This is a genomic window from Streptomyces sp. NPDC059957 (assembly GCF_042730015.1).
In the GTDB taxonomy this organism is placed as follows: domain Bacteria; phylum Actinomycetota; class Actinomycetes; order Streptomycetales; family Streptomycetaceae; genus Streptomyces.
Map to the genome: position 1 here is coordinate 197,579 of NZ_JBHWMB010000002.1, position 24,412 is coordinate 221,990.

Below are 24,412 nucleotides of genomic sequence, written 5' to 3' on the forward strand. Positions count from 1 at the left end.
GTGTTTTCTGCCGTTCTCTTTCTGTCCTTTCCGAGTGTTTCCTCTTCTGTCTCTCCCCGATTTTCTTTGTGTGTTGGGTTGTGGGGTTAGAGCGCGGCTGCCGCGAGGAGCGTGGAGGCGAGCACTGCCGGCGGGAGGAAGATGTTCTCCCTGGTCAGCAGGCGCGCTCGCAGGCCCAGGACCACTCGGAGCCGGCCGGCCAGCAGGGCGAGGAAGAGCACGCTCTGCCACGGCAGGCCCCAGGCGCGGGCGAGGAGGGCTGCTGCAAGGCACGAGGTGGGGACCGCGGTGGCGAGCAGGAGGAGTCGCTGCCAGGCACCGGCGCCGAGGATGTGCTGTCCGGGCGGGCGGGGCGGACCATGCGGGTGCACATCTCGAAGGTCTCGGGCACGCCGACGGCCTCCATGACGACGTCCGCACCGAGACCGTCGGTCAGGTCGCCCACGAGCATTTCCGGTTCCTCGGCGGCGTTCACGACCGCGTCCGCCTGGGTTCCGTCGATGGTGTGCCCGAGCACCCAGCCACCGCCCCCGCGGCACTGCCCGTAGCGGCTCTCGCGGCAGAGCCGGCACCGGCCGCACGAGGAGATGCAGGAGACCAGGACCCGATCGCCGGGCCGCACCGAGCGGACATCACCGCCGCACTCCACCACCGTGCCCACGGCCTCGTGACCGAGCACACGGCCTGGAGTCACCTCCGGCAGATCACCTTTGACGATGTGCAGGTCCGTACCGCAGATGGTCACTGCGTCGACGCGCACGATCACATCGGCGGGATCCTTGATCGCCGGATCCGGCACCTCCTGCCACGCGGTGCGTCCCGGTCCCTGGAAGACGAGTGCCTTCATGACGCCACCTCTCCATGTCTCCCGTGCTCCGGCAAAGGTCACCTCAGGCTGTCCCCCGCCGCCCGGTTCCCGGACAGGGCCGGTCGGTCCCGCACCGGGGCCCGACAGGCCCCTCCGGCCCGCGCCGTGGACGTGTGACGGTGGATGGCGGGGTCTGCTTCACCGACGGACGACGTCAACTGCGCGCTGACCACGTCGGCCGCGCGGACGGCCGGGGCATGAACGCTCCGCCCCGGCGGAAGTACCTGATCAGAACCCCTTTCGATCTCCGCACCGGAGTAGCATGGAGCTGCCGGGAGTATTTCGCGCATCGGATGCAACTCGGGTGTCATTTCCGGCGATCAATACGCCGGGGCGTCGATCTGCGGGCGGCCCGGGGACAGGTCTCCATCATGACCGTCATCCTGGAACGCACCACACCGGCCATGCCGCCGGTGCCTCCGGCTGCCGCGCTTCCGGCTGCCGCGCTTCCTCGCCCCGCTCGCCTCGTGCTCACGCCGAAGACCGCCCTCTCCGGGCAGCTGGACGGGGCCTGGTGGCCCCGCTCCCGTGACCTCGCAGCCGAACTCCCCGCTCTCGTCGCCGCCCTGGCAGAGCCCTGGGGGCGCATCACCCGCGTCACCGTGAACCCCACTCGCTGGCCCGTCATCCCGCACCAGGTTCCCGTCGCCGGGCACACCCTGCACGTGGGCTGGTTCACGGAACAGGACCCCGACAAGCTGATCCTGTTCTCCTACACCGTCGGCCGCTGGGATCTCCTCGTCGTCCCGCCCCAGACCGCCCCCACCGCCGCGGCCCGGCTGATGGCTGCCGCCGCCGTCCCCGGCAGCGTCCTGACCTCCCGCGCGCTGATCGCCGCCGAAGCCGTCATCGGCCGGATTCCCGACCTCCGGAACCGTGAAGACGCCTGGGAGAGCGAAGGCGGGGCGCGCGCGTCCGACATCGGCTCGCTCGCCAGGCTGCCGGTCGGGCCACTGTCCGCCGGCGCCTGGTGGTGAGCGCTGCCGTGCCTCCGGACGGGACCCTTCAGTTCGTGTAGTCGGGCCTGGCCGCCCCGAGATGCTCCGCCACCGTCCGGAGCCAGACTTCGACCGAGAACGGGGCCGGCGGCTCGACCTCCATGCCGAGCTCGGCGACGCCGGCGGCGTAGTCGTGCTCCTCCAGCCCCAGAGCCAGCAGTTCGTGGATCTCTCCGACCAGCCGGGCGGTCAGCTGGGGATCAACCGCTGCCCTGTAGTCGCGGACCGCCGCATCATGGTCGCCGAACTCGTCCGGCATGTCCTGCGAGAACCAGCCGCCGAGGAACTGTCCCAGCTCCCCGAAGCGGGCGTGCCACTCCCAGTGGGTCTGGGGCGCGACCGGCGCGGGCACCTCGCCGGACTCGATGCTGTGCTTGATGTGGTCGGCCATCTCGGACAGCCAGCTTTGAGTCCGGGACTCGGGCAGGCCGATGTCGGGTACCGAATAGAACTCGCCGAGGCGCAGCCGCAAGCGGCCCGGCGGATTGCGTGCGTACTCCCGGAGTTGTTGTTCGGCGACGGAGAGCGCCCAGGGCCGGGTGTGCCAGGTGTGCCGGAGGTACGCCTGAAGAGCCGGAGGCGCCGCGCCTGCTTCCGGGCCATCGGGTTCCTGTCCGACGAAGGCTGCGACGACGACGTCGAGTTCGCCGTACCGGCGGTCGAACTCAAGCGGCTTCATGGGCACTGCGGCACCTTCAGAGGTAGATCGGATAAGTGGCGTGCACGACGAAGCCGTGCGGACTCGACGCTTCACGCCTCAGCGTCACCCGCGCGGCCCGCACATCGACGGGCTCGCGGCCGGCGAGCATCATGGCCTGCAGCAGTACGCGCCCGACGGGCTCCTCACGGGACGGCCAAGCGGCCTCGATGGTGAGCCTCGGTCGCGTGCTCTGGGCCAGCCAGCGATGTACGGCCTGCTCGTTGCGCGTGACGACCTGCTGGGTACACCACTGTGCGGTCGTGCGGTCGGGATAGGTGGCAGAACGGGTACGCACGGGAGATCCTCAGTCGATGGTGAAGCCCCAGAAGATGCCGACTTCCGTGGCGGAGACAGCGATTACACCACAATCCATTACGTGGCTGGTGAAGCCCTCATAGGCACCCTCGCGACGGAACATATCGGCATGCGGATTCTCTCGCGCCGTCGCCGCATTGGTAAAGAACAGCGCATCTTCTCCGAACCTTTCCAGGATCGTCCTCGCGTGTGAGGTCAGTTCGACCTCTCGCGCATCAAAATCCGGAATGTCCTCTGTTTGAAACCACTCACCCTGGAGAGTGACCAGGATTTGTTCGGCGCCCCTCCTGGACACGGGAAAGGCCGTGCCGAAGTCTCCTGGCGTGACAGCACCGAACGGGCTGTCCGGGCCGGTGCCGTAATCGCCCCCTCCCGGTGCCGCGGCGCCCTTCGACCAGCCGCGCGGATCGTCCGTCCGCAGCTGCATGACGTCGAGGGCGTCCAGGCGCCAGTCATCGCGCCGCCGCGCCCCCACGGCCGCGAACATGCCCTCTCCGAAAAGAGCCCGCAGGGAACGGCTCCACGAGGGGGCGTCAATCTGGATCACGGGCCTTACCTCAGTTCTCCACGTGCGTACTACGGGTGCTGGGTCTTGTCGGTGGGCATCGACGTGAGAACGACGAACGGCGGGTTGCTCCCCGGGTTGGGCCTCAGAACGACCCACACGTTGGTCACGTCACGCGCGGCGGGGTCGCCCCGGTCCCACGACCTTCCCACGACGTCGTTCGTCGTCAGGAGGAGCGAGCGTGACGAGTTGGGTCCGGGGTTACCCGCGAGCCAATTGTCGATCTTCCTCTGATTGCCCGGTTCGTCCAGAGCCGCCTGAGTGTACCGCTGCGCGTCCGTAAGGCTCCCGAACGCCGAAACGGCCTCGGGCCGGATGCCGGAAGGCCTGACGATCTGCTGGTCCCTCAGCCTTTGTTCCAGTTGCTCATCCGTCTTGCCCACATGCTTGTCCACCACATGGGACCCGAGCATGCCCTCCTGGTTCGCGAGGTCGATCGGGTATTTGTGATTGCTTTCGTCGTCCCCGGCCACCGTGTACAGCGGATCGTTCTTGAAATCGGTCAGAGTTCGGGCGCCGAAGGACTCCGCCCGCGCCGACTCGGCCCGGAACGTGGGAGCACTGAGATATGCCTCGTCCAGCGCTCCGTGCAGTTTGTTGAGCTCCTCGACCTGGCGGCGCACGCGGTTGTTGTACGCCTCGACCGTCGCGTTCATCGCCTCCTCGTCCACCTCGAGGGAGAACCCGACCGCCAAACCCCTCCCCATCTTGAGGAGTCCCTTGCCGAAGCTCTTGACGTCCTTCATGTCCAGACCGTCGCTCCTGTCGATGTGCGGCAGGGCCTTCAGCACGGCTTCGTAGTAGAGCCTGCGAAGGTCGTCCCGCACATCCTCCGCGGCGGCCGCCCAGGCACGCAGAGCGTCGCTCATGACGTCACAGGTCTTGACCATCACGTCCATGACGGGGTGGCTGACGGCCTGACCGGGCTGCGCGGAGTCGTGCTTCCACCCGTAACCCTCGCGACTCTGGCCCCACGCGCTCGTACCCCAGACAGCACTGCAGAATTGCCGCATCGCGGCGTTCCACTCGCCGTTGGACCGATCGGTGTAGTTGTGCAGGGCACTGCTGAGGTTTCCGTCCGTCGCGGTGACGGACGTGCTCGCGTACACCCAGGCGATGGACATGTTGTCCAAACCCAGGTAGTCGGGCAACGGCATGATCTCGGCCGCCTTGCCCATGCGGTAGGCGTCCTCCAGGAGGGGCCTGATGATCGCCAGGACTCCGGCCTCCACCGCCTCCAGCGCCAATTGGAAGATGTCCTGGCTCTGGTCGACGTCCGCCCACTTGAGGTCCGTCACGGACCCGTAGTTCGGCGGCGTGTCGATCACGGTCGGCGGTGGCTGGGTCTGGGCCGGGGCGCCAGAGGGGTCCGTGGCGGCATCTGCGGTCGCGTAGTTGTTCGCGGTCACGGCGAAGCCGACGGCAGCGCCTCCGACGCTCGCCACCGACTTGGCCCACACCTCGATGAAACGGTTGCCGACCTTCTTGTACGCGTTGGCGAACTCCCATGCGGCGGTTCCATAGCCCCCGCAGTCCGGATATCGGCCGAGCTCGTTGAGGAGCTGATTGGCCCCCTTGTGCAGTCCGTCCTGAAGATGGGCGACGTAGCCCGCGAGTGCGTGCAGCGCACTGGGGGTGACGTCGATGTTTCCGTTCTTCAAGGGGGGCGGAGGAGGAGGCATGCTCATCAGGCCGCTCCCCATCCGCGCAGCACCGCGGCATGTGCCGCCGCGTAGTTGCTCTGCCCGGTCGTCACAATGCTGTGCAGCCAGGCCTGTGTCGCCTGAAGGTCCCGTGCGGACCGATCCCACTCGTCCAGCTTGTCGATGAACGCCTCGCGGGCGTCGCCCTCCCAGGTGAGTACGACCTTCTCGACGCGGTCGTGCATGGTCTGCACGTTCTCGTTGAGCTCCTTGAGGATCTCTTCCAGTTGGCCGGAGAGGAGCCGCAGAGTGGCGAAGTCCACCGCTATGTTGCCGTCGCTGTCAGCCATGAGTCCCCCTCGTCACAGATCCTGCAAGCGGCTCGTGCGCGGCGCGGGCGGCGGGCTCCCGGTGTTGGGGGTCGAGAGATCGGCCGCCTCGCTGTCCACGTCCACGGACATCTGGATGCGCCTGAAGGCGGCCAGAGTGTCGAGTTCCTGCCCGGTGAACCCGTCTCGGCTCATGCGAACGGCCGCTTCGAGCAGTTTCATGAGCTCGCGGATGCGTACCGCTTCCCTGGCGGCATCACGATGCCGCAGTCGGTAGGCCTTGGCCGCGGGCCCCTGCCAGCGGGCTTCGATCGTGTCGACGACCGCGTCCATGCGCTTGACCTGCCGGTCCAGGTAGCGCTGCATCTCGTCGAGGTCGTCGGCCAGCCTCGTCAATTGCCGGCCGCTCACCAGCAAGTTGGGATCTGTCGCCACGTATCCGCCCCCGTACCCCGTACCCCGATGACCGCTCGACTACTCAGTTGCTCAGTTGCCCCGTTGCTCAACAAAGTGTTCAACACTTGCACTCTAACAAGCACGAACACAGGCTCATCCATCGCCACTTCGTACGCACGGCGTCGCCCCGACGCGACAGAGCCGGGCCCGGTGTCGGGCCCGGCTCTGTTGCGTCGGGGCGGGAGTGGCGGTGCTCAGTGGTTCTCGTAGTTCTCGCCGAAGGCCGCTCGCCGGGTCCTCTTCAGGCGGGCGCTGAACATGCGGGCGATGATGACGGCGGGTACGCCGTGCCGCTCGCCCGGACCGGCCACGGACAGCAGCCAGGCCGGCAGGAAGCTCACGGTCCAGCCGGGGGCGGTCTTGCGCATGTGCGTGGCGTGCTCCTTCCAGATCTGCTCGCCGAGGGCCGGGGCGAGCCGGCCCAGCAGCTCCCGCTCCTCGTCACCGGCGTGCTCGGCGAGGTGATCGCGTACGCCCTGGGTGAGCCGTGCCAGTTCGGCGGCGGCATCGTCGGCCGTTCCCAGCCTCGTGCTCGCCACGTGCCAGGCGTGGAGCAGCTTGGCGAGCATCTCGTGTTCCTCGGTCATCAGGTCCAGTGCGGCCTCGTCCGCGCCGAGTTCGCGCAGCCGGGGCCAGAGGAAATCGTCCTCGCCCTCGTGGTGGTGTTCGATGACCTGGAAGAGCTTGTCGACGTAGGCCCGCAGCGCGGCCGCCCGCTCGGTGTCCGGGGTCGTGGCGAGCTGTTCTGCGGTACGGGCTATCCGGCCCAGGTCGCGCACCATGGCGCGGTGGGCCAGCAGCATCGTCTGGTGCGCCGGCAGCAGTGGCGTGGCGACGGACGGATTCATCAGGACTCCTCGGGAAGCGGCTCGTTCGCGGCGGGGTGCGGCGGGGTGCGGCGAGCAGCGGAAGCATCTCCCCGGGCGAAGAACCGGCCGGCCGGCTGTGGCAATCCTGCCCACACGGAATCCAGGCCGGGTGGATTCCGGGCAGAGTGGCACTCGAGCCGAGTGGGTCTCGGGCCGTGGCCGGGGCCGGCGAGGGCGGCGGTGGGCTCGGCGCCGACGAGCATCCGGCGGGGACCGCCCCTGGCTGGTGGGGCGGTCCCCGGGCTCACGCTCAACCGCGGTCCTGGCAGCTCTCCTTCCTTGTTTCCTGGCCGGGGTACGGTGCCGGGCGCGGGCTCACGCCGAGGGTTTCACCAGCTCCTGGGCGCGGGGCGCGGGGGTGGGTTCCGTCGCCTCCATGCGGTCCAGCCGCAGCGCTCGGTGCAGCCTGCGCAGCGGCCCGGGGGCCCACCAGTTGGCGCCGCCGAGCAGGACCATGAGCGCGGGCACGAGCAGGGCTCGCACCAGGGTGGCGTCGAGGATGACGGCGAAGGCGGTGCCGAGTCCCAGTTCCTTGACGAAGACGAGCCGCGACAGCGCCAGCGCGCCGACCGCCACGCAGAACAGCATGGCCGCCGAGGTGACGGTGCGGCCGGTGTGGGCCAGCCCCTCGGTGACGGCGGCCCGGTCGTCCAGGCCCGAGGCCTTGGCCTCCTTGATCCGGCCGAGCAGGAAGACGTTGTAGTCGGTGGACAGGCCGAAGGCGAGCGCGAAGACCAGCACCGGGGTGGTGCTCTCGATCCCGCTCTGTGCCTCGAAGCCGAGGTTGCCGTCCTGGAAGACCCAGACCAGGAAGCCGAGCGCGGCCCCGGTGGACAGGGTGTTCATCAGCAGCGCCTTGAAGGGCAGCACCACCGAGCCGGTGAACGCGAACAGGAGCAGCAGTGTCACCACGGCCAGCACCCCGATGGCCAGCGGCAGCCGGTCGCGGATCCCGTCCTTCTGGGACAGGAAGTCCGCGGTCTGGCCGGTGAACTTGACGGGTGCGGGCGCTTCCAGGGCGCGTACGCGTTCGACGGCGTCCCGGGCTGCGCCGTCCAGCGGCTTCCCCGCGAGCACCCCGTCGATCTCCCAGTGTCCGGCGTCCAGGCGGGCCGGCGGGGCCACCGCCACGACTCCGGGGACCCGGGCGACCTCGTCGGCGTACGCCTGGAGGCCGGCGCCGGCGGCGTCCTCCACGACGATCCTCAGCGGCGAGGACGGCGGCTTCTCGAAGTCCTCCGCCATCGCGGCGGCGACCTTGCCGGCGCTGATGCTCGAAGGCAGGGCGGAGGCGTCGGCCCCGGTGAAGCGGATGCCGAGCACCGGCGAGGCGACGGCCAGCAGCACCACGACCGCCGCGACGGCCACCGTGACGGGCCGGCGCATCACGCCGGAGGCGATGGCGCGCCAGCGCCGTACGGCCGGGTCCTCGAGCGAGGTGTCCCGCTGCCGGCGGCGCGGGGCCAGCGAGTTGACCCGCTCGCCCAGCAGGGCGAGGATCGCCGGGAGCCCGAGGACCGCGAAGAGTACGGCGGCCAGCGAGGTGATCACCCCGGCCAAGCCCATGGACCGCAGGTACGGCTGGGGGAACACCAGCAGCGCGGCCAGCGCCGCCGCCACCGTCAGACCGCTGAACAGCACGGTGCGTCCGGCCGTCTCCATGGTCCGGCGCAGGGCGAGGACTCCGGCGCCGTGCACGGCGATCTCGTCCCGGTACCGGGAAATGATCAGCAGCCCGAAGTCGACGGCCAGACCGAGCGCGAGAGCGAAGGCCAGGTTGAGGGCCCCGGAGGACACGTTGCCGAACAGCATGGCGAGGCGCAGCCCGGCCAGTGTGAACAGGAGCGTGAAGATCGCGCCGACCAGCGGCAACAGCGCCGCGACCAGGCCCCGGAAGACGAGGAACAGGAGGATCAGGATGACCGGCATGGCCAGACCCTCGGCCATCGCCAGGTCCTTGGCGGTGACCTGGCCGACCTGGACCATGCCGATGGTCGGGCCGCCCAGGTGCGCGTGGCCCTTCAGCACCGGATCGGCGTCGATCGCCGCCATCAGTGCCTTCTCGGCCTCCTTGGTCTCCTTCTCCGTCATCGGCCGGACCGCGCCGAGGACGACCGTGCTCCGGCCGTCCTTGGAGATGAGCGCCGGGTTCCGGTCGGTGGCGTAGTCCACCACCCGCTGCACCTCGGGCCGCTCCTTCAGCAGGGCGATGCCCGCGGAGACCGCCCGGGTCGGTTCGAGGCCGGCCCGGATCGGCTCCTCGGTGCGGATCAGCAGGGCGTACCCCTGCTGCGGATCGACGCCGGTGGCGTCCTGGATGACCGAGCGGGCCACGGTGTGCGGGCCGGTCGGGTCGTCGTAGTCGGAAAGGCCGTTGGTGACCATGGTCTGGACGGCGCCGCCGAAGACGGCGGCGAGGACCGCGCAGACGATGGCGACCAGGAGGGCGAGTTTCCGCTTCGCGTGCAGCACGGAACCCAGGGTGGTGAACATCAGGGATCTACCTTCGAGAGGAGTCAGGCAACTGCGGGCCGGGCGGGCTCGATGAAGCTGAGCGCGTTGTAGATGGTTCGGTCCGGGTCGGTGATCGCCCTGCGGCCGTGCATCACGCGGGTGTTGTCTATGACCGCCACGTCGCCGTCGCGCCAGTCGAGGTTCTCGGTGAGGGACGCGGTGGTGCGGGTGATCTCGTCGAGCAGGTCCGCCGGGATCTCGCCGCTGTCGGCGAAGGTGATGCGCGGCTTCTCGTAGTTGAAGGAGGGGCCGAGGATGCTGTTGGCGAAGGAGAGCCGCTCGCCGAAGAGGGTGGGCCCGGCAGCCGGCGTACGGAAGGCGTAGTGCACCCCGCCGTCCGGGTCCGGTGTCACCACCGTGCCCGGAACCGAGGCGGCGAGCGCCTCCAGCTCCGAGACGTGGATGTCCTCGGCGGGCTTGCCGGTCAGGTGGTGGGCCATGGCGCGCCACTGGGGCTCGGCCACGTAGCGGCTGTAGACCAGGTCTTCGGAGCCGAAGGCGGCCCGCGCCTCGTCCGACAGGGCGTCCCAGACCCGGTAGCCGTCGCACACGGTGGTCTGCGAGCCGGTCGTGGCGGCCTTCTCGCAGAAGAACCAGGCGAGATGGGCCCGGAACGGGCTGTTCCCGTTCTCCGTGTGCAGGCCGACCTCGTCCAGACCCGCGTCGACCTTCTGGGCCACTTCCGAGTAGAAGTCGCGGGCCGGGTCGAGCGTGGTGGAGGAGGAGGTGTTCTGCACGAGGGTGGTGAAGGAGGCCATGTCCGCGCCGAATCCGCGCAGCAGCAGGAATCCCGCCGTGGAGAGCAGTTCCCGCAGCTCAGCGGGGTCGATCGCGGTCAGGTCCTGCCCTTCACCCGGCTCCACGAGCAGCCCGCTGCCGGTGCCGTAGGAAGTGGTGCGCAGGGTGGTGGTGAGCTGGGCCGTGGTCATGCTGGGATCTCCTCGCGGGTACGGGTCAGAAAGTTGCGGACGGCGTCCCGGCGCGGACGGCCGGTCACGGTGAAGCAGGAGGCGTACTCGGGGTCGTCCTCGGCCAGCAGGCTGATCGAGGTGACGCGTTCGATGTCGGAGAGCCGGCCGAGACCGAACTCCTCGATCAGGGCGCGGGCCTGGTCCCGGTCGGTGCCGGAGTCGATCACGAAGAGGCCCAGCACCTCGTCGAGGCCGTCCGCGACGACGGCGGCCTCGCGTACGAAGACCAGCTCGCGGTAGCGGGCCTCGACCCACTCGGGCGACAGGTTGCGGCCGCCGGCCGTGATGACCAGGCTCTTCTTGCGGCCCGTGATCCGGATGTAGCCGTCCTCGTCGATGGTGGCCAGGTCGCCGGTGTGCAGCAGCCCGTTCTCGTCCACGTGGACGCTGGAGGGGTCCTCCTGGGTGTAGCCGGCGAACAGCGAGCTGCTGCGGATGAGCAGTTCACCGTCCTCGGCCAGCTCCACGTGGACGTGGTCCAGCGGGCGGCCCACCGTGCCCAGCCGCTGCCGGCCCGGGAAGTTCCAGGCGACCACGGAGCTGTTCTCGCTCAGCCCGTAGCCCTCGTACAGGGTGATCCCGAAGTCGGTCAGCCGGTCCAGCACCTCCGGCGAGACCGGTGCCCCTCCGCAGGCGATGAAGACCGGGCCGGTGTGGCCGAAGAGGCGGATGCCGCGCTGGTCGCGGTCCTCGTCCGGGTTCTGCTCGCACAGGGACAGCAGCAGCCCTGCGACGGTGGGAGGGACGACCATGGCCGTGGGCCGTGCCTGGCGCAGCAGGGAGAGCATGCGCGGGCCCGCCGAGGCGGAGGTGCCGATCAGGGCTGTGCCCGGTGGCAGGAAGGTGACGCTGCCGCCGTTGAGGAAGGGCATGTACAGCCCCGCGACCTGCTCGATGAGCAGGCTCAGGGGCACCACGGACAGGTAGCGGGCGAAGGCCGCGTCATCGACACGGCCGCCCAGCGAGGCCAGCAGCGACTCCATCCCGTGCAGCCGGATCTTCACGCCCTTGGGCGCGGAGGTGGTCCCCGAGGTGTGCACCACCTTGACGACGGTGTCCTCGGCGGCCTCGGCCTCGGCGATCTCCTCGGCGAGCGGGGGCAGCGGGACGCTGTCGGCGGCCCGGCCCAGTGCGTCCATGTCGATGTCCTGCACCGGGCAGCCCGCGGGCAGCACCGAGGTGCTGCCGGCGGCATCCAGCCAGTGCGCACCCTGGGGATCGACCAGGCATACGTCGGCCCCCGCGAGCAGCGAGGCGGCCTGGACCGGTGTGAAGGCGGTGGGGACCGGGATCTCCACGGCCCGTGCGAACAGCGCGGCCAGGTCTGCGACGACCCACTCGGCGGAGTTCTCGGCGAGCAGCCCCACCCGGACCGGGCGGCCGAGGTCCGCGCTCCGCCGGCGCAGGCGTGCGGCCAGCACGCGGGCGGCCCGGATGATCGTCCGGTAGCTGTGTTCGGCGCCCGGGGCGCCGTCGGAGGTCAGGATCTTGACCATCGGACGGTCGCTCTCGGCCTGTGCCAGCAGAGCGGCCGGCAGCGAGCTCCGCGTGGTCGCGGTCGGTACGTCAGGCAGCACGGTTGAGTTCCTCCCGCTTGATGGAGAGCAGCCGGATGTCCACCGAGTCGAGCGCGTACCGCTCGAAACCGGTGAACAGCTGCTGGGTGTGGTCGGCCAGGGTGCCCCAGCGCACGGCGGGCTTCTGGTCGTAGAAGGTGCCCCAGGTGGCCAGTTCCTCGGGCTCCAGCCGGGAGCCGTCGGCCTCGCAGAGGCGGTGGGTGATCAGCCCGATCCGGGCGGCGAGCCGCGCGGACCGGTCCGTCATCGTCATCACCGCGTACGAGCGGCCCAGGCACGTCGAGATCAGCGGGAAGGCCCGGTAGATCTCCGCGCCGGCCAGTGGCTGGACCGAGGCGACGCTGCCGAGCTGGACTATCTGGTGGCGCTCGATGGGCCGGCCGGCCTCGCGGGACAGCGTCTCCTCGATGGAACCCTCCAGGTATCTCTCGAGAAATACGGGTCCGTTCTCCGGAAAGGAGACACCGATGCAGGCCTGGACCGCGTCCCGGCCGTCGTCGCCGGGCGCCACATAGGCGATGAACTCTTCCGGGTCCGGGGTGATTTCGGCCCCGAAACTGCGGGCGAACACCTTGCTGACCAGGTCGGCCGATTCCTGCCAGTCCTGGGTTCCGCGTCGGGCGAGCACAATCTTCACGTCTCTGTCCTCTCGAATCGGCCGTACTCCGTTGGTAGGGCGCTGAATGGGGAAGTCACCGCTGCCGGACGCCGCGGCATCCCGCTCTCGCCGGAGCGCACGGGGAATTGCCCGCCGGGCATCGCGGGGGCTCGGCCAGGCGTACGGCCGGCTTCTCGCCGTCCACCTCGGGGGCCGGGATCCGGTTCGGCGGAATGGGTGGGGGCGCGGTGGGAGCTCGGGCTCAGCGCCTCTGGCAGCCGGGCGCCGCGGCGCTGCCGGCGCCGGGCGGACAGAACAGGTCGCCCGCAGCCGAACCGGGCCGGCTGTGGCAGATGGCGCGTCATGACCTGACTCCCGACCGCTCAGGGCAGCCGGAGTAAGGGCCGGTCGAGCAGGCCCTGGCCGATGTTCATGCGTGAAAGTCCCATCCCCGTACCCCGTTGATGGCCCGGCACGTCGTCCCGGGCATATGAGCTAGTGCTGCGACCGGGAAGGTTCACCTTCCCGCCCACAGCACTGGAAGCCCCTGCCAACTCCCCGGCCCGGCGCGGCACAAGGGTGCCGCCGCATGGAAACCGGGGAAGTCCTGCCGGTGCTCCGATCGGTCCCGCTTCGCCTCCACATGTCGGCCATGTGTGGTGCAACGTTCATTCGGATCTCCCTTCTGGGGGGACACACCGGGCCTGACCGCAAGAGGTTCCTACGCCAAACACTGTGGCCGGGTCCGGTAGCGCCCCCCTTGAGGGACGGTTGATCGAAGTGCGGAACGGGACGGGGAGCCGACCCGCTCCGGAGCACCTGTCCGGGCCGCCGTCACAAGGCGCCGGCCGACATCTCCGGCCGGGCTGACGCCTTCGTGACCTGCTGGGATGCCGCGCCTTCGGACGTGTCGCGCGGTTCCTGGCGGCCGGCCACGAGGGGGTAATGTCGTCCGGTCACGGACGGCGATCGGATCGTCCGTTCTACCCTGGGGAAGCAACATGACCGATCTGAGCTCGCTGCGGGCAAGCCTTGCGTCAGGTGAGCACGAGTTCGCCGACACCTTGGCCTTCGTCGCCGCGCACTACGCGTATCAGCCGCAGGCGTTCCGCAACGGGGACGTGGAGAACGCCGCCGGCGAGAACGAGGGCTCCTGCAAGACGCTGGGACTGGCCGTGCTGGAAGGGCTGAGCGACCAGGAGGCACTGCTGGCGTTCGGTGAGCACTACCGCAGTGTGCTGGCGACGCCGAACGGCACTGATCACGCCAACATTCGCAACCTCATGGCCCATGGTCTGGCAGGGGTGAGCTTCGCCGGGCAGCCGTTGGCCCGCAAGAGCTGAACACGGCCGACGGATCCGGACCCCGGGAAGCCGCGCGGGGCCCAGGCCGTCTCTTTCGGATCTTGCCGGGCGGCACGGGCCCGGCAAGATCCGAAAGAGACCCCCTAGGCCAGGTGGTCGAGCAGCCAGGAGCCTTCCTTGCTGGGGATCAGCAGGCCTTCCGGGTCCGCGGCGGTGGTGGTGTTGTCGTCGAAGTCGTCGTCGCTCAGATTGTCGGCGTGGTCGCCGACGACCAGCTTGACCTTCTTCGGCCTCCGCGGCCAACTTCCCAGCCCGTCCAGCCCGGTGTTCTCCTCCGGGGACGGCGCCGTTCCGTTGAAGGAGAAGTAGCCGGCGGCTCGATGGTCCTCCTGCCGGGACTCCATCCGGGTGAGGGCGTAGCGGACCGCCAGGGCTCCCCTGCCTATGCCGCCTGCCGCCAGGGGGGCGCCGCCGATCTGCTCGGCCGCCGCTCGCCGGAGGGCTTCGGTGACCGTGTCCGCCAGGTCGGCCAGGGGGGCGGCTCCATCGTCGAAGCCGACCAGGATCAGATCGTGGCCCCGGGCGCGCAGTGCGTCACCGAACGAGTACGTGGTGGTGTAGAGGCGGGCCTGGAGTGCGTCGAGGTCCGTCTTGCCCGGCCCCGCCTTGCTGGCCAGAATGAGCGGCTTGACGATTCCCTTGTCGCTCGCGGGAAGTATCCGCGCCGTTCCGGCGCCGAGTTCCCACTCCTGATTCGATGTCACAAATCCTCCAGAGAACGGGCTTTGGCGGTGTTGTCGCCGCGTCGGCGCACGGGCCAAGAGAAGCTGCACTGCCTCGGCCGGCGAAAGGGCGAAATTCCGCCGCCGGGCCGAGAGTCGATCACGAACGCCGAGTCGATCGGGTCGGATCTGCCGCGCCCCGCTCGAACTCCCCCCAATACGGGGCAACACCCGCGAGAACACCTTCATCCTGGCGCCGGCGAACCGGGCGCCACAACCTGCCGGTGGGGCGCGGCCCTCCGGGGCTCGGATGGCCGTGCGTCGGCAGATGTGAGAGATCGCCGCTCCTCTCGTGAAGAACTGCTTAACAGATCGATTGCGATACGGGTGGGCCGGAGAGCGATACAGGGGATCGAAAGTCCATGTCAACCCGCCGTCGTGGCAGCTTGGTTGGGGAGATGCGGTGCGGTAGTGGGCGTCCGGCGGGCCGAACATCCGGTGATAGCATCCCGGCATCTGTGATCTTGTTCCATTTCGACGCAGATGCTGATTTGGATCGGCGGCATGCTCTCCGCGTAACAGCAGGTGAACCGTGCCGATCAGCTGTGTTGCGGGGCCTCGCGAGGTGTATCTGCAGCCGTCCGCATGGCACGCGCCGGGAAAGGTTTCCATGAATCGAGATGCACTTGTGTGGTGCCTGGTCGTGGTGGCGGCGATAGCCGTCGCCGCGGTCGTGGCACTCGTCGCCCGCAACAGAGCACTGGGGGCGAAGAAGGAGCACACCGAGGCCGAGCTGAGGCACCAGCTGCTCACGGCGGACAGCTACCTGCACGCGTCGCACGCCGAGCTGCAGAGGTTCCGCAGCGAGCAGGACGCCACGCTCCGCCAGGCCCAGGAAGCGGCGGAGGAGAACACCAAGGCCGTCCTCAAGGGTGCCGCCAGCCTCCTGCAGAGCCTCGCGGCCGAGCAGACGACGCTCCTGGACGGCATCCAGCGCAAGTACGGCGGACACACCGTCCTCAGCGACCTGTTGGACGTGAACCACGCCAACGCCCAGATGGCGCGCAAGGCTCAGGGCATCGCCGTCATGTGCGGTGCGCCGCTCGGCCGCCGCAACAGGCCCGCCAGCGTCTACGACGTGGTGCGCAGCGCCCAGGGCCAGATCCGCAACTTCCACCGGGTCGCCATCATGCAGCAGACCAGCCTCGCCCTGAAGGCGTCCGCGGTCGCGCCCGTGGCCCTCGCCGTGGCGGAGCTGCTCGACAACGCCGCCAGCTTCTCGCAGCACGACGCGCCGATCGAGGTGACGTTCCAGCGCGTCCAGAACAACCTGTGCATCGTCATCGACGACGCCGGTGTCAGCATGAACGACGAGGAGCGGCAGCGGGCGACCGCGCTGCTCTCCGGGGAAATCGCCCCCCGCCTGTCGCAGCTCGGGACCCAGCCGAAGTTCGGCTTCCCCGTCATCGGCCTGATCGCGCGTCAGCACGGTTTCAAGGTCGACGTCACCGGAGTCTCCCGGTACGGCGGCGTCAGGGCCGTCGTCCTCTTGCCCGAGGAGCTGTGGACCATGGAGGAGATAGCGCCCGTCCAGGAGGCCCCGGTCAGTGAGATCCGGCGCGCCACCGAGAGCCGGCCGCCACAGCCCGTCACACCGCAGCCCACCGCCCCCCAGCCCACGCTGCCGCAGAGCGTGGCGTCGCGCACGATGCACGGTCTGCCCAAGCGCGGCGCACGCCAGGCGCCCATCGCGAGCGTCCCCGATCCGGACGCCGCCGCACCGGCGCCGCGGAACTCGGGGGAAGCGGGCCGCGCTTCCGGACGTAGTCTGGGCGCTTTCCAGCGGGGCACGCTGTCCGGCCGCAACCTTGACGCCACCTCGTTCGAAGGGCCCGAAGAGGCATGACCGCAGACCTCTCGTGGATGCTCGAGGACATCGTGCAGAACGTGCCCCGCGCACGGCACGCCGTCCTGCTCTCCGCTGACGGCCTTCCTCGCGGCGCGACCGAAGGCCTGGCCGAGAAGGACGTACGCACCATCTCCGCGGCCATGGCGGGGATGCAGTCGCTCAGCCGGGCGACGGCCCACTTCGCCGGTCCGGAGGAGGAGCGCCAGTGGAACCAGACCATCATCGAGTTCTCGCACGGCTGGAGCTTCCTGATCGGGGCGGGGCAGGGCTCCTACCTCGCCGCCGCGGCAGCGCCCGATGTGGACATGCAGCAGATCTCCTTCCGCATGCACCGCCTCGTCGCCCGCCTGGGCAACAACCTCACCTCGCCTCCGCGGGTGAGCAGCGAGGACGCCGGAGGTCCGCGCGGAAGCGCCCCACGGCAGCAGAGCGCCGGTGACGCGGGGTTCGTCCTCGGCGAGCTCGACCGGGTGATGTCCGAGGTCAAGGGCGCCCGCCACGCCGTACTGCTGGGGTCGGACGGCCTTCCCCGCGGGGCGACCGACGGGATGAGCCGCGACCTCGCGGACACGATCTCCGCGGCCATGACGGGCATCCACGCCTACAGCCGGGTCACCTCCCAGTTCGCGGGGACCGCCGAGGACGCGCAATGGCGTCAGACGGTCATCGAGTTCCAGCACGGCTGGATCTTCCTGATGGCGGCCGGCCCCGATGCCTTCCTCGCCGCCGCCGCCGAACACGACTGCGACATAGAGCAGTTCACGACGCGTCTGCACGAGGTGGTTCCCCGGCTGACCGCCACGGCGACAGCAGGGAAGGGGACAGGCCGTGCCTGATGGCTTCGAACAGGACGAAGAGCTGGAGCTGACCTCTCCATTAGTCCCACTGTTCGTGATCACGAACGGACGAGCGCTGCCCCCGGAGCACGAGTACGAGCACACGACGCTCGTGACCGCTGCGGTGGAGAACGGACAGGTCGCGGCGCGCACGCTGTCGCCGGAAGCGGGGCAGGTCATGGACCTGGTCGCGAAGGGCTTCCTGTCCGTGGCCGAGGTGGCAGGGCACACGCACCTGCCCCTGGGCATCGTCCGCATCCTGCTGGCGCAGTTGGAGGATGACGGGCTCATCCTCGCGAGGACACCGATACCGCGCGCCGAACGTGTCGACAGAGAACTGGTCAGCGCCGTGCTCGAGGGCCTGAAGAATCGATTCGGAGCGTAAAAGCGTGTACCTGGATCCAGACGTCTCCCACGCGGTGAAGATCCTCATAGTGGGTCACTTCGGGGTCGGCAAGACCACCTGCATCGGCAGTCTCTCCGAGATCGAGCCCCTGCGGACCGAGGAGGAGATCACCGAAGCCAGCGTGGGCTTCGACGATTTGTCGGGCACGCCCGACAAGACGACCACCACCGTCGCCATGGACTTCGGCCGGCTCACCCTGAGCGACACCCTGGTGCTCTACCTCTTCGGAACGCCCGGCCAGGAGCGGTTCAAGGAGATGTGGGAGGAGCTCTCGCGGGGCGCTCTGGGCGCGCTGGTGCTCGTCGACCCGGAGCGGCTGCACGAGTCCTTCCCCGTCCTGGACCTCGTCGAGCGCTTCGGCCTGACGTACGCCATCGCCGTGAACCACTTCGAGGGCACCACGCACTACCCGCTCGACGAGATCCACGAGGCCCTCAACCTCACCCCCGAGACCCCTGTCGTGGAATGCGACGTACGGGACGAGAGCTCCTCCGCGCGGGCCCTCATCACCCTCGTGAAACACCTCATGTCCCAACTCGGCTAGGAGTGCAGGAATGCAACAGCCACACGACCCGCACGAGATACCCCCCGGCTGCCCTGCGCACGGGAACGTCCAGATGTACGGTCCCTCGTTCGGAGCCGACCCCGACAGCCACTACGCAGAGCTGCGCCACTACGGTCCCAGCGCACCGGTGGACATCGCCCCGGACGTCCAGGTCGAGCTCGTCACGAGCTACGACGCCGCGCTGTACGTCCTGCAGAACCCCGCCTCCTTCGTGCGCGACTCGCGCCGCTGGAACGCCCTCAACGAGGGCCGCGTCCCGGCCGACAGCCCGGCACTGCCCATGATGGAATACCGCCCCAACGCGCTCCTCAGCGACGGTGCGGCACACGCCCGACTGCGGCGGGCCGTCACGGACAGTCTCGCCACGATCAACGAGCACCAGCTCCTCAGGCAGACCCAGCAGTCCGCCAACTACCTGATCAGCCAGTTCAGTACGGACATCCGCGGCCAGGCGGAGCTGATGGCCGAGTACGCCCAGCCGCTGCCCCTGCTGGTCTTCAGCGACCTGTTCGGCTGCCCGCCCGAGATCGGCGACCGCGTGATCGCCGGCATCAGCGGCCTCTTCGAGGGAACCCCCGGCTCCGACCAGGTGCTCGGCGGGGCGCTCACCGAGCTGATCGCCCTCAAACGGCGTCGCCCGACGGACGACCTGACGACGCGCCTGATGGAGCACTCGGCCCAGCTGACCGACGAGGAGGTGCTGCACCAGCTGGTCACCCTGCTCTCCGGCGGCACCGCGCCACTGGCCGCGGCCATCGGCACCAGTAGCGCCCTGTACCTCGGCGAGGACTGGCAGGCCGGTCTTCCCGTCGAGGAAGCGGTCTCCCAGACGCTCTGGAACTTCGCTCCGATCGCCAACTACGCCGCCCACTACCCGACGCACGACGTGGAGATCGGCGGCAGGGTCGTCCGGGCCAACGACCCGGTCCTCGTCTCGTTCGCCGCGGCCAACACCGACCCGAAGCTGACGGAGCACCGCGAACAGCTGAGCGCCAAGGCGCACTTGGCGTTCGGAGCGGGCCCGCACGCCTGCCCCGCCAAGGACCCGGCCTTCATGATGGCCGTGACCGCGGTCGAGACACTGCTCAACCAGCTTCACGACGTCGAGCTGCGCGTCCCGTTCAAGTCACTGACCTGGGTGCCGAGTCCGTGGAGCCGCTCGCTGGTCACCCTGCCGATCCGCTTCACCCCGAGGAGCGTTCCCCAGGCAGCCGGATCGGCCGGGTCGGCCGCGGCGAATGCGGGCCGGATGGCCCCGCAGCAGACAGCCGCCCCCACTCCGGCCAACACCGGCTCCTCGCGCACGAGTTCCGGCGCCGCGCCGCAGGCCAAGGGCGGGCTGTTCAGCCGCTTCCTGGCCTGGACCAGGGGCGAGTAGACCGAAGAGGAAGATGTGATTCCAGTAACGTCCTGAGTGCTGGGCGGTACCCGAGGCGCTCGTCCTGACGAAGCGGGCCCCGGCATCGCCGGGGCCCGCAGCCAACCTAGTGAAGCGTGATCTGTTCGAGGATCTCCGCGTAGCGGGACCGCTTGTCGGGGCGGGCGTGGTCCGTGGCGTGCTTGAGCGCCGGGACCGCCGACGTTCCCATGGTGACGAGCCCTTCGGCCGCGGCCCTGCGGACGACGGGGTGCGCGTGTTCCAGCAATCCCGTCAGCGTGGGGATCGCGGGGACCCAGCCCGCGTGGCAGAGCGTACGGATCGCCGTGCGCACCAGGTCCGGCTGGGGGTCGTCCAGCAGGATCGACGTGTGGTGCAGGTGGGTCCGCCGGTCCAGCATGACCCGCGAGGTGCGGTGGGCGTGCAGGCGGACCTTGGGCCTGGGGTGACGCAGCAACTCGCCGATCAGGTCCCGCAGGCCCGGGTCCTGATCGGCGTCCGGGCCGGTGTGTCCCTCGGACAGTCGCGTGAGTGCTCGGCGTATCCGCACCGGGTCGCCGGTACGGGCCAGGTCCAACAGCTCCTGCCGGGAACGGGGTTGTGAGGCCCCTGTCGACGCGGCCGGGCCACGGTCGCGGAGCGCTGCCAGCGCGGCGGCGTCCTGGTCCACGGCGTCCGGCCGGCGCAGCGGACCTTCCACGAGGAGCAGGCTGTCCACGAGGCCGTCACGTCCTTCGGCGCGCAGCCGGCGGCAGGTCTCCGTGAGCGCGGGGGTGCGCAGCAGGGGACGCCCGCGCAGCAGGTCGAGGAACCCCCAGGCACCGGCGCCGAGGCGGTCGCCGAGGCGCTGCGCCAGTACGTCGGCGGGGACCCGGTGCAGTGCCTGCCCGACGGCGGCCCTGTCGGACGCCGGGTCGTGCTCCCACCATTCCAGCAGCAGCGGGACCAGCGGTTCCAGATCCCACGGGTCGAGTTCGCCCGCCGCGAGGGCGACCCTGTCGTGCAGGATGTCGTCCCCGCGCAGTTCCCTCTCGTCGATGGCGCTCAGGGCGCGGGCCAGGCCCGCACCGACGGGTACGTCGACGCCGCCCCGCAGGAATGCCCGGAGTACGGGAAGCCCCGACTCGGGCTCGGGCCATTCCAGGAGTGCGAGGGCCGCGGTGTGCCGGCGGTCCTCGGCGGGTGCCCGCAGCATGGCCAGCAGGCGGTCCCGCAGTGCGGTCGATCGGGGCTGGTCGAGGTCGTCGATGCGCACGGTCCTCGGTCGCGGCGCCGGCGTCCGGGCGGCTTCGGCGAGGGTCCAGGGTGGTGTGTCGAGGGGCTGGATGTCCGTCATCCAGTCGATGAGGGCGGCGCGGACCTCGGTACCGGTCGAGGGGTACGCGTCGATCAGCGCGGTCAGGCGGTCCCGGGAGGCGAGGACGGTGCCGTCGTACGGCCGGTCAGGCCGGTCAGGCCGGTCAGGCAGGTCAGGCCGGTCAGGCAGGTCGCGTCGGCGGAATTCCTTCAGGGCGTCCGGTGTGCGCACCGCGGTGTCCAGCGCGGCCCGCCACTCCTCGGCCTCGGCCGACGCGGTGGATGGCGCGCTGGTCGACGCGGTCGATGGCGTGGTGGCCTCAGGGGCCCGCGGCGCGACGAAGGCGGCCCGCAGTGCGGCGGTCTCGGCCTGCCAGGGACTCGTGGCCGGCCGGGCCGAGGCCAGTGCCCGGTCGAGGTCGGCGCGGACCAGTACCGCGCCGAGGCTGCGGAGCAGCGTCAGTGCGGACGGGCTGTCCGAGGGGGCGCTGGGCAGTGCGCGTACCGCCGCGGCGACGGCCTGCTTCTCGACCTCGGGAAGGCTCGGCGCGACCGCTTCGAGTACCGCCATGAGCCCGTACCGGTCTTCCGCGGAGGCCTCGGCGAGCCCGTCGAGCAGGACCCCGGTGCACCGGGCGAAGGCCGTCAGTTCCTCGGGCGTCCACGGTGCGGGGCAGATCCGGAGCGTGAGCCGCAGCACGCGGGCTCGTCCGGCGGGTTGTTCGGTGGCGGCCAGGCGCAGCCAGTCCGGCAGCATGGGCCGGAGCTCCCGCAGCCGGGTGGGATGCGGCAGTTCGTGCCGTGCGGCCAGGCGTAGGGCGACCGGCGCGTGCCAGCCCCGCGTCTCCAGCGAGTCGACGTCGAGGCCCGCTCCGGTGTCCACCGCCGACCGCGGTACGGCGGGTGTGGTGATCCCGTGCCGGGCCATGGCCGCCGACAGGTCCTCGGCCGTCCCGGAAGCGAGGCCGACCCGACCGGTCGCCACCAGCGCGAGCAGGGTCGGCGCGACCCGGGAGGCCTGGTCGTCCAGGGCGAGGACCGAGCGCACCGAGAGCGTGCCGTCGAGGCCTTCCAGCAGCAGTGCGCGGGCGCGGCCGTCGTCGGTGTGTTCGGCGGCTGCGAGGACGGTCGCCTGGTAGGCGTCGCCGAGGACGGCCCGCAGCGCTTCGACGAGCGTGCCGCGCAGCCCCGGATTGTCGTGCCGCCCGAGGTGGCGGAGCAGCTCCGGTACCGCCGCGGGGGTGCCCGCGCCGACCAGGACCGCGGCGGCGGTCTTCTTGATGTTCATGTTCGGATGGCCGAGACATGCGGCGATCGCGCGGGAGGCCCAGCGGGCCCGCGCGTGACCGAGGGCGAGCAACGCCTGCCGGACGGTCTGGATGTCCTGGGCGGCCGTCAGCGTGATCAGCGTCGCCGACAGCGCCTGCGCGTCGTCCCCCGCGGCGTCTCGGGCGAGCAGCGCGATCACGTGCTTGCGCACGTGCCGGTCGCGGTGGCGCAGCAGGCGGTGCGCTCGCGCACGGGTGCCCTCGTAGGGGGCTCGGAGCAGGAGTTCGAGCAGGATCGCCTGCTCGCCGTTCGACAGTCCGGGCCGCTCCAGCAGGTCCAGCGCCATGGTCGCGACGAGAGCATGCCCGGCCTCCTGGGCGCTCCGCGCGTCGAGCAGGCAGGACGGCCTGATCCGGCCCCGCTCGTGGAGCCGGCAGCCCAGGCCGTGTACGGCGTCCAGGATCTCCTGAGGCACCACGGGCTCGCCGGCCGGCTGTCCGCCGTCGGGCCGCGGGGCGGCTCCGCCCTCCTCCCGGGGCGCCGCCAGCTCGGCGACGACGCGCAGCAGCAGGTCCGCGATGACCGGCAGCGTGCCGGCGCCGCCGTGGGCGGCCAGTCTGCACAGGGCCGCCACCGGCTGGTCCGGGTCCAGATGGGAACTCAGCAGGGCCAGTTCCCGCTCGTCCGGCCCACCGAGGTCCGTCGCGATGCGCGCCGGCAGATCGGCGGGATCGAGGCGCACGAGGAGGCCGCGCCGCTGCGACGGATCGTCGGTCAGATGCCACAGCACCTCGAGGGCCCGGCCGCGCACCGCGCGGAGGTGCGGCGCGATCTCTCCCTGCTCCTGCTCCGCGGCGAGACCGAGCCCTTCCCTCAGCGCCGTCCTCGTCCGGTGCCCGCCGATGGCCTCCAGAGCGTCCAGGGCGGCCGCAGGCGCCGATGGCAGGAGGGCGATCACCGCGTCTTCGGCGTCCGCGTGGCGCACCGCGCGGATCGCGTCGAGGAACGGCCCCGGTACCCGAGCCGCGGGAAGGACCCTGGTGATCGCGGCCCCGATCGGAAGCTCTCCCGCCCCCTGTCCGGCCAGGGCGACGAGCAGCGCGAGCCGACGCGGCCAGCTCGGATCGTCGGCGGGCGCGTCCACCAGGACGCGGAGCATCTCCTGCCGGCAGGTGAACAGGATCGTCGCGACCTCGTGGGGTGCGATCGTGTGGTCGGCCAGCGCCACGCCGATGAGGTACGGGACGTGCGCACCGTCCGGGAAGTGTCCGCGCCGGTGGAGCGCGCGCAGGCAGGTCACCACCGGACCGCCGAACAGCAGCGGATCGCGCGCGGCGACGGCCGTCAACGCGCCGATGTCCCCACGGTCGGCCAGCTCACCGAGCAGTTCCATCGCGCGCCGGCGAAGACCCGGCGGCAGGTCCGGATCGTCGATGACCTGCCGCAGCAGCCCGCGGTGTCCGTGGTGGGCCGCGGCCGTGAGTGCGGCACTGGCAGCCTCGGGCCGTGTGGCCACCGACCCCGCGGCGAGGAAGGGCGCCAGCCGTCCCGAGGGGAGGGGATCCAACGCCGCCCAGGGCTCGGCGAGTTCCTCCAGGGCGGCGGTGACGACGTCCGCGCTGTCGGCGCCGAGCAGGCCGATCACGTGTGCGCGGACCAGTACGGGAGCCAGCAGGCCGGCGTGCAGCCCCTGCCGGGCCAGCCGCAGCGCATCGGCCTGGAGCACGGGGTCGCCGCTGCCCGCCAGCTCCTTCACGAGGTGCTCGGGCCGGTGCGCGGAGCCGGCGGTCGTTTCCCGCACGGCCTGGTACAGCAGTTCACCGGGAGGCTCGTGACGGAGCACTGCCGGATCGTTCAGGAGCTCGGCGCGCAGCCAGGCGATCCGTACCCGTACCGGCAGAGCGGCCGTACGCCACGACGGGCGGCGGGACTCCCGGAGGTACGGCCCCAGTCGTTCGTGGAGCCGCGCCAGGACGAGTGCCTCCTCCGGGGTCCCCGCCACCGATACGGGCAGCAGCCCGGCGAGTTCGGCCATCTCCTGCTCGTCGCCCGTCCGGCCCGAGGTGACGCGCTCGGCCAGGAGGACCAGCCCCAGGTACCGCACGCGGGAATCCTCGTGCCGGATGAGGACCCCGAAGACGGCCGGCGGGCACAGCTGCGCGTCGAGATGGCCGGCCAGCCGGCCGACGTCGGCCCGGCGCACCGCGTCGAGGAAGAACGTGTCCACCGGCGCCGTCATTGTCCTCGTCATCGTCACCGTCGGACTCTAACCGGGACGTTCCGGGCTCCGGCAAATGGATTTCGCGCGCTGACGACCAGGTCGG

The 24,412-nt window shown here is 70.5% G+C and carries 21 protein-coding genes; 7 read left to right on the top strand and 14 right to left on the bottom strand.

The genetic code is table 11. The features are described from left to right. Positions 1 to 154: 154 nt before the first annotated feature. On the bottom strand, positions 155 to 847 hold the full coding sequence (locus ACFWBW_RS02405; RefSeq protein ID WP_385367618.1) for an alcohol dehydrogenase catalytic domain-containing protein: 693 nt from the start codon (positions 845 to 847) through the stop codon (positions 155 to 157). A gap of 392 nt (positions 848 to 1,239) precedes the next feature. Here ACFWBW_RS02405 and ACFWBW_RS02410 point away from each other — a divergent pair, with 392 nt between their 5' ends. After that, positions 1,240 to 1,845, top strand: a complete 606-nt coding sequence (locus tag ACFWBW_RS02410; RefSeq protein WP_385367619.1) for a DUF5994 family protein — start codon at positions 1,240 to 1,242, stop codon at positions 1,843 to 1,845. Between the two features lie 28 nt (positions 1,846 to 1,873). On the opposite strand, the gene ACFWBW_RS02415 is transcribed toward ACFWBW_RS02410, so the two are convergent. From ACFWBW_RS02415 to ACFWBW_RS02465, 11 genes are all read right to left on the bottom strand, one after another. Beyond that, positions 1,874 to 2,551, bottom strand: coding sequence for a contact-dependent growth inhibition system immunity protein (locus ACFWBW_RS02415; protein WP_385367620.1), 678 nt, complete (start codon positions 2,549 to 2,551; stop codon positions 1,874 to 1,876). A gap of 10 nt (positions 2,552 to 2,561) precedes the next feature. Further along, positions 2,562 to 2,861 carry an RNase A-like domain-containing protein gene (locus tag ACFWBW_RS02420; protein WP_385367621.1) on the bottom strand — a complete coding sequence of 100 codons (300 nt, stop codon included), beginning with the start codon at positions 2,859 to 2,861 and terminating at the stop codon, positions 2,562 to 2,564. Between the two features lie 9 nt (positions 2,862 to 2,870). After that, positions 2,871 to 3,428, bottom strand: coding sequence for a hypothetical protein (locus ACFWBW_RS02425; RefSeq protein WP_385367622.1), 558 nt, complete (start codon positions 3,426 to 3,428; stop codon positions 2,871 to 2,873). A gap of 29 nt (positions 3,429 to 3,457) precedes the next feature. Continuing rightward, complete coding sequence (locus ACFWBW_RS02430) at positions 3,458 to 5,134, bottom strand: RNase A-like domain-containing protein (RefSeq protein WP_385367623.1); 1,677 nt, start codon at positions 5,132 to 5,134, stop codon at positions 3,458 to 3,460. After that, positions 5,134 to 5,439 carry a WXG100 family type VII secretion target gene (locus tag ACFWBW_RS02435; protein ID WP_385367624.1) on the bottom strand — a complete coding sequence of 102 codons (306 nt, stop codon included), beginning with the start codon at positions 5,437 to 5,439 and terminating at the stop codon, positions 5,134 to 5,136. The genes ACFWBW_RS02430 and ACFWBW_RS02435 overlap by 1 nt, the downstream gene beginning before the upstream one ends. A gap of 12 nt (positions 5,440 to 5,451) precedes the next feature. Continuing rightward, positions 5,452 to 5,853, bottom strand: coding sequence for a WXG100 family type VII secretion target (locus tag ACFWBW_RS02440; protein ID WP_385367625.1), 402 nt, complete (start codon positions 5,851 to 5,853; stop codon positions 5,452 to 5,454). 215 nt (positions 5,854 to 6,068) lie between these two features. After that, complete coding sequence (locus ACFWBW_RS02445) at positions 6,069 to 6,722, bottom strand: hemerythrin domain-containing protein (protein ID WP_385367626.1); 654 nt, start codon at positions 6,720 to 6,722, stop codon at positions 6,069 to 6,071. Positions 6,723 to 7,058: 336 nt separating this feature from the next. Next, on the bottom strand, positions 7,059 to 9,236 hold the full coding sequence (locus ACFWBW_RS02450; protein WP_385367627.1) for an MMPL family transporter: 2,178 nt from the start codon (positions 9,234 to 9,236) through the stop codon (positions 7,059 to 7,061). 23 nt (positions 9,237 to 9,259) lie between these two features. Beyond that, positions 9,260 to 10,186, bottom strand: coding sequence for a TauD/TfdA family dioxygenase (locus tag ACFWBW_RS02455; protein ID WP_385367628.1), 927 nt, complete (start codon positions 10,184 to 10,186; stop codon positions 9,260 to 9,262). After that, the gene (locus ACFWBW_RS02460) at positions 10,183 to 11,805 is read right to left on the bottom strand and encodes an AMP-binding protein (RefSeq protein WP_385367629.1); all 1,623 of its coding nucleotides are present in this window, start codon (positions 11,803 to 11,805) and stop codon (positions 10,183 to 10,185) included. The genes ACFWBW_RS02455 and ACFWBW_RS02460 overlap by 4 nt, the downstream gene beginning before the upstream one ends. Then, the gene (locus tag ACFWBW_RS02465; protein ID WP_385367630.1) at positions 11,795 to 12,442 is read right to left on the bottom strand and encodes a thermostable hemolysin; all 648 of its coding nucleotides are present in this window, start codon (positions 12,440 to 12,442) and stop codon (positions 11,795 to 11,797) included. Before ACFWBW_RS02465 ends, ACFWBW_RS02460 begins: the two co-directional genes overlap by 11 nt. 962 nt (positions 12,443 to 13,404) lie before the next feature. On the opposite strand from ACFWBW_RS02465, the gene ACFWBW_RS02470 reads away from it, so the two are divergent. Continuing rightward, positions 13,405 to 13,746, top strand: coding sequence for a HopJ type III effector protein (locus ACFWBW_RS02470; protein WP_385367631.1), 342 nt, complete (start codon positions 13,405 to 13,407; stop codon positions 13,744 to 13,746). A gap of 104 nt (positions 13,747 to 13,850) precedes the next feature. Here ACFWBW_RS02470 and ACFWBW_RS02475 read toward each other — a convergent pair whose 3' ends face one another. Next, positions 13,851 to 14,471, bottom strand: a complete 621-nt coding sequence (locus ACFWBW_RS02475) for a hypothetical protein (RefSeq protein WP_385367632.1) — start codon at positions 14,469 to 14,471, stop codon at positions 13,851 to 13,853. A gap of 628 nt (positions 14,472 to 15,099) precedes the next feature. Between ACFWBW_RS02475 and ACFWBW_RS02480 the strand changes: the two genes are divergently transcribed. The 5 genes from ACFWBW_RS02480 to ACFWBW_RS02500 are packed head-to-tail and all read left to right on the top strand — an operon-like array spanning position 15,100 to position 19,523. Next, the gene (locus ACFWBW_RS02480) at positions 15,100 to 16,335 is read left to right on the top strand and encodes an ATP-binding protein (RefSeq protein WP_385367633.1); all 1,236 of its coding nucleotides are present in this window, start codon (positions 15,100 to 15,102) and stop codon (positions 16,333 to 16,335) included. Then, positions 16,332 to 17,174, top strand: a complete 843-nt coding sequence (locus ACFWBW_RS02485; RefSeq protein ID WP_385367634.1) for a roadblock/LC7 domain-containing protein — start codon at positions 16,332 to 16,334, stop codon at positions 17,172 to 17,174. Before ACFWBW_RS02480 ends, ACFWBW_RS02485 begins: the two co-directional genes overlap by 4 nt. Next, positions 17,167 to 17,559, top strand: coding sequence for a DUF742 domain-containing protein (locus tag ACFWBW_RS02490; protein WP_385367635.1), 393 nt, complete (start codon positions 17,167 to 17,169; stop codon positions 17,557 to 17,559). The genes ACFWBW_RS02485 and ACFWBW_RS02490 overlap by 8 nt, the downstream gene beginning before the upstream one ends. A 4-nt stretch (positions 17,560 to 17,563) precedes the next feature. After that, positions 17,564 to 18,124, top strand: coding sequence for an ATP/GTP-binding protein (locus ACFWBW_RS02495; RefSeq protein WP_385367636.1), 561 nt, complete (start codon positions 17,564 to 17,566; stop codon positions 18,122 to 18,124). A gap of 10 nt (positions 18,125 to 18,134) precedes the next feature. Further along, positions 18,135 to 19,523: a cytochrome P450 gene (locus ACFWBW_RS02500; protein WP_385367637.1), complete on the top strand. Its 1,389-nt coding sequence runs from the start codon at positions 18,135 to 18,137 to the stop codon at positions 19,521 to 19,523. Between the two features lie 106 nt (positions 19,524 to 19,629). Here ACFWBW_RS02500 and ACFWBW_RS02505 read toward each other — a convergent pair whose 3' ends face one another. Beyond that, complete coding sequence (locus ACFWBW_RS02505; protein ID WP_385367638.1) at positions 19,630 to 24,315, bottom strand: HEAT repeat domain-containing protein; 4,686 nt, start codon at positions 24,313 to 24,315, stop codon at positions 19,630 to 19,632. Between the last annotated feature and the right edge of the window lie 97 nt (positions 24,316 to 24,412).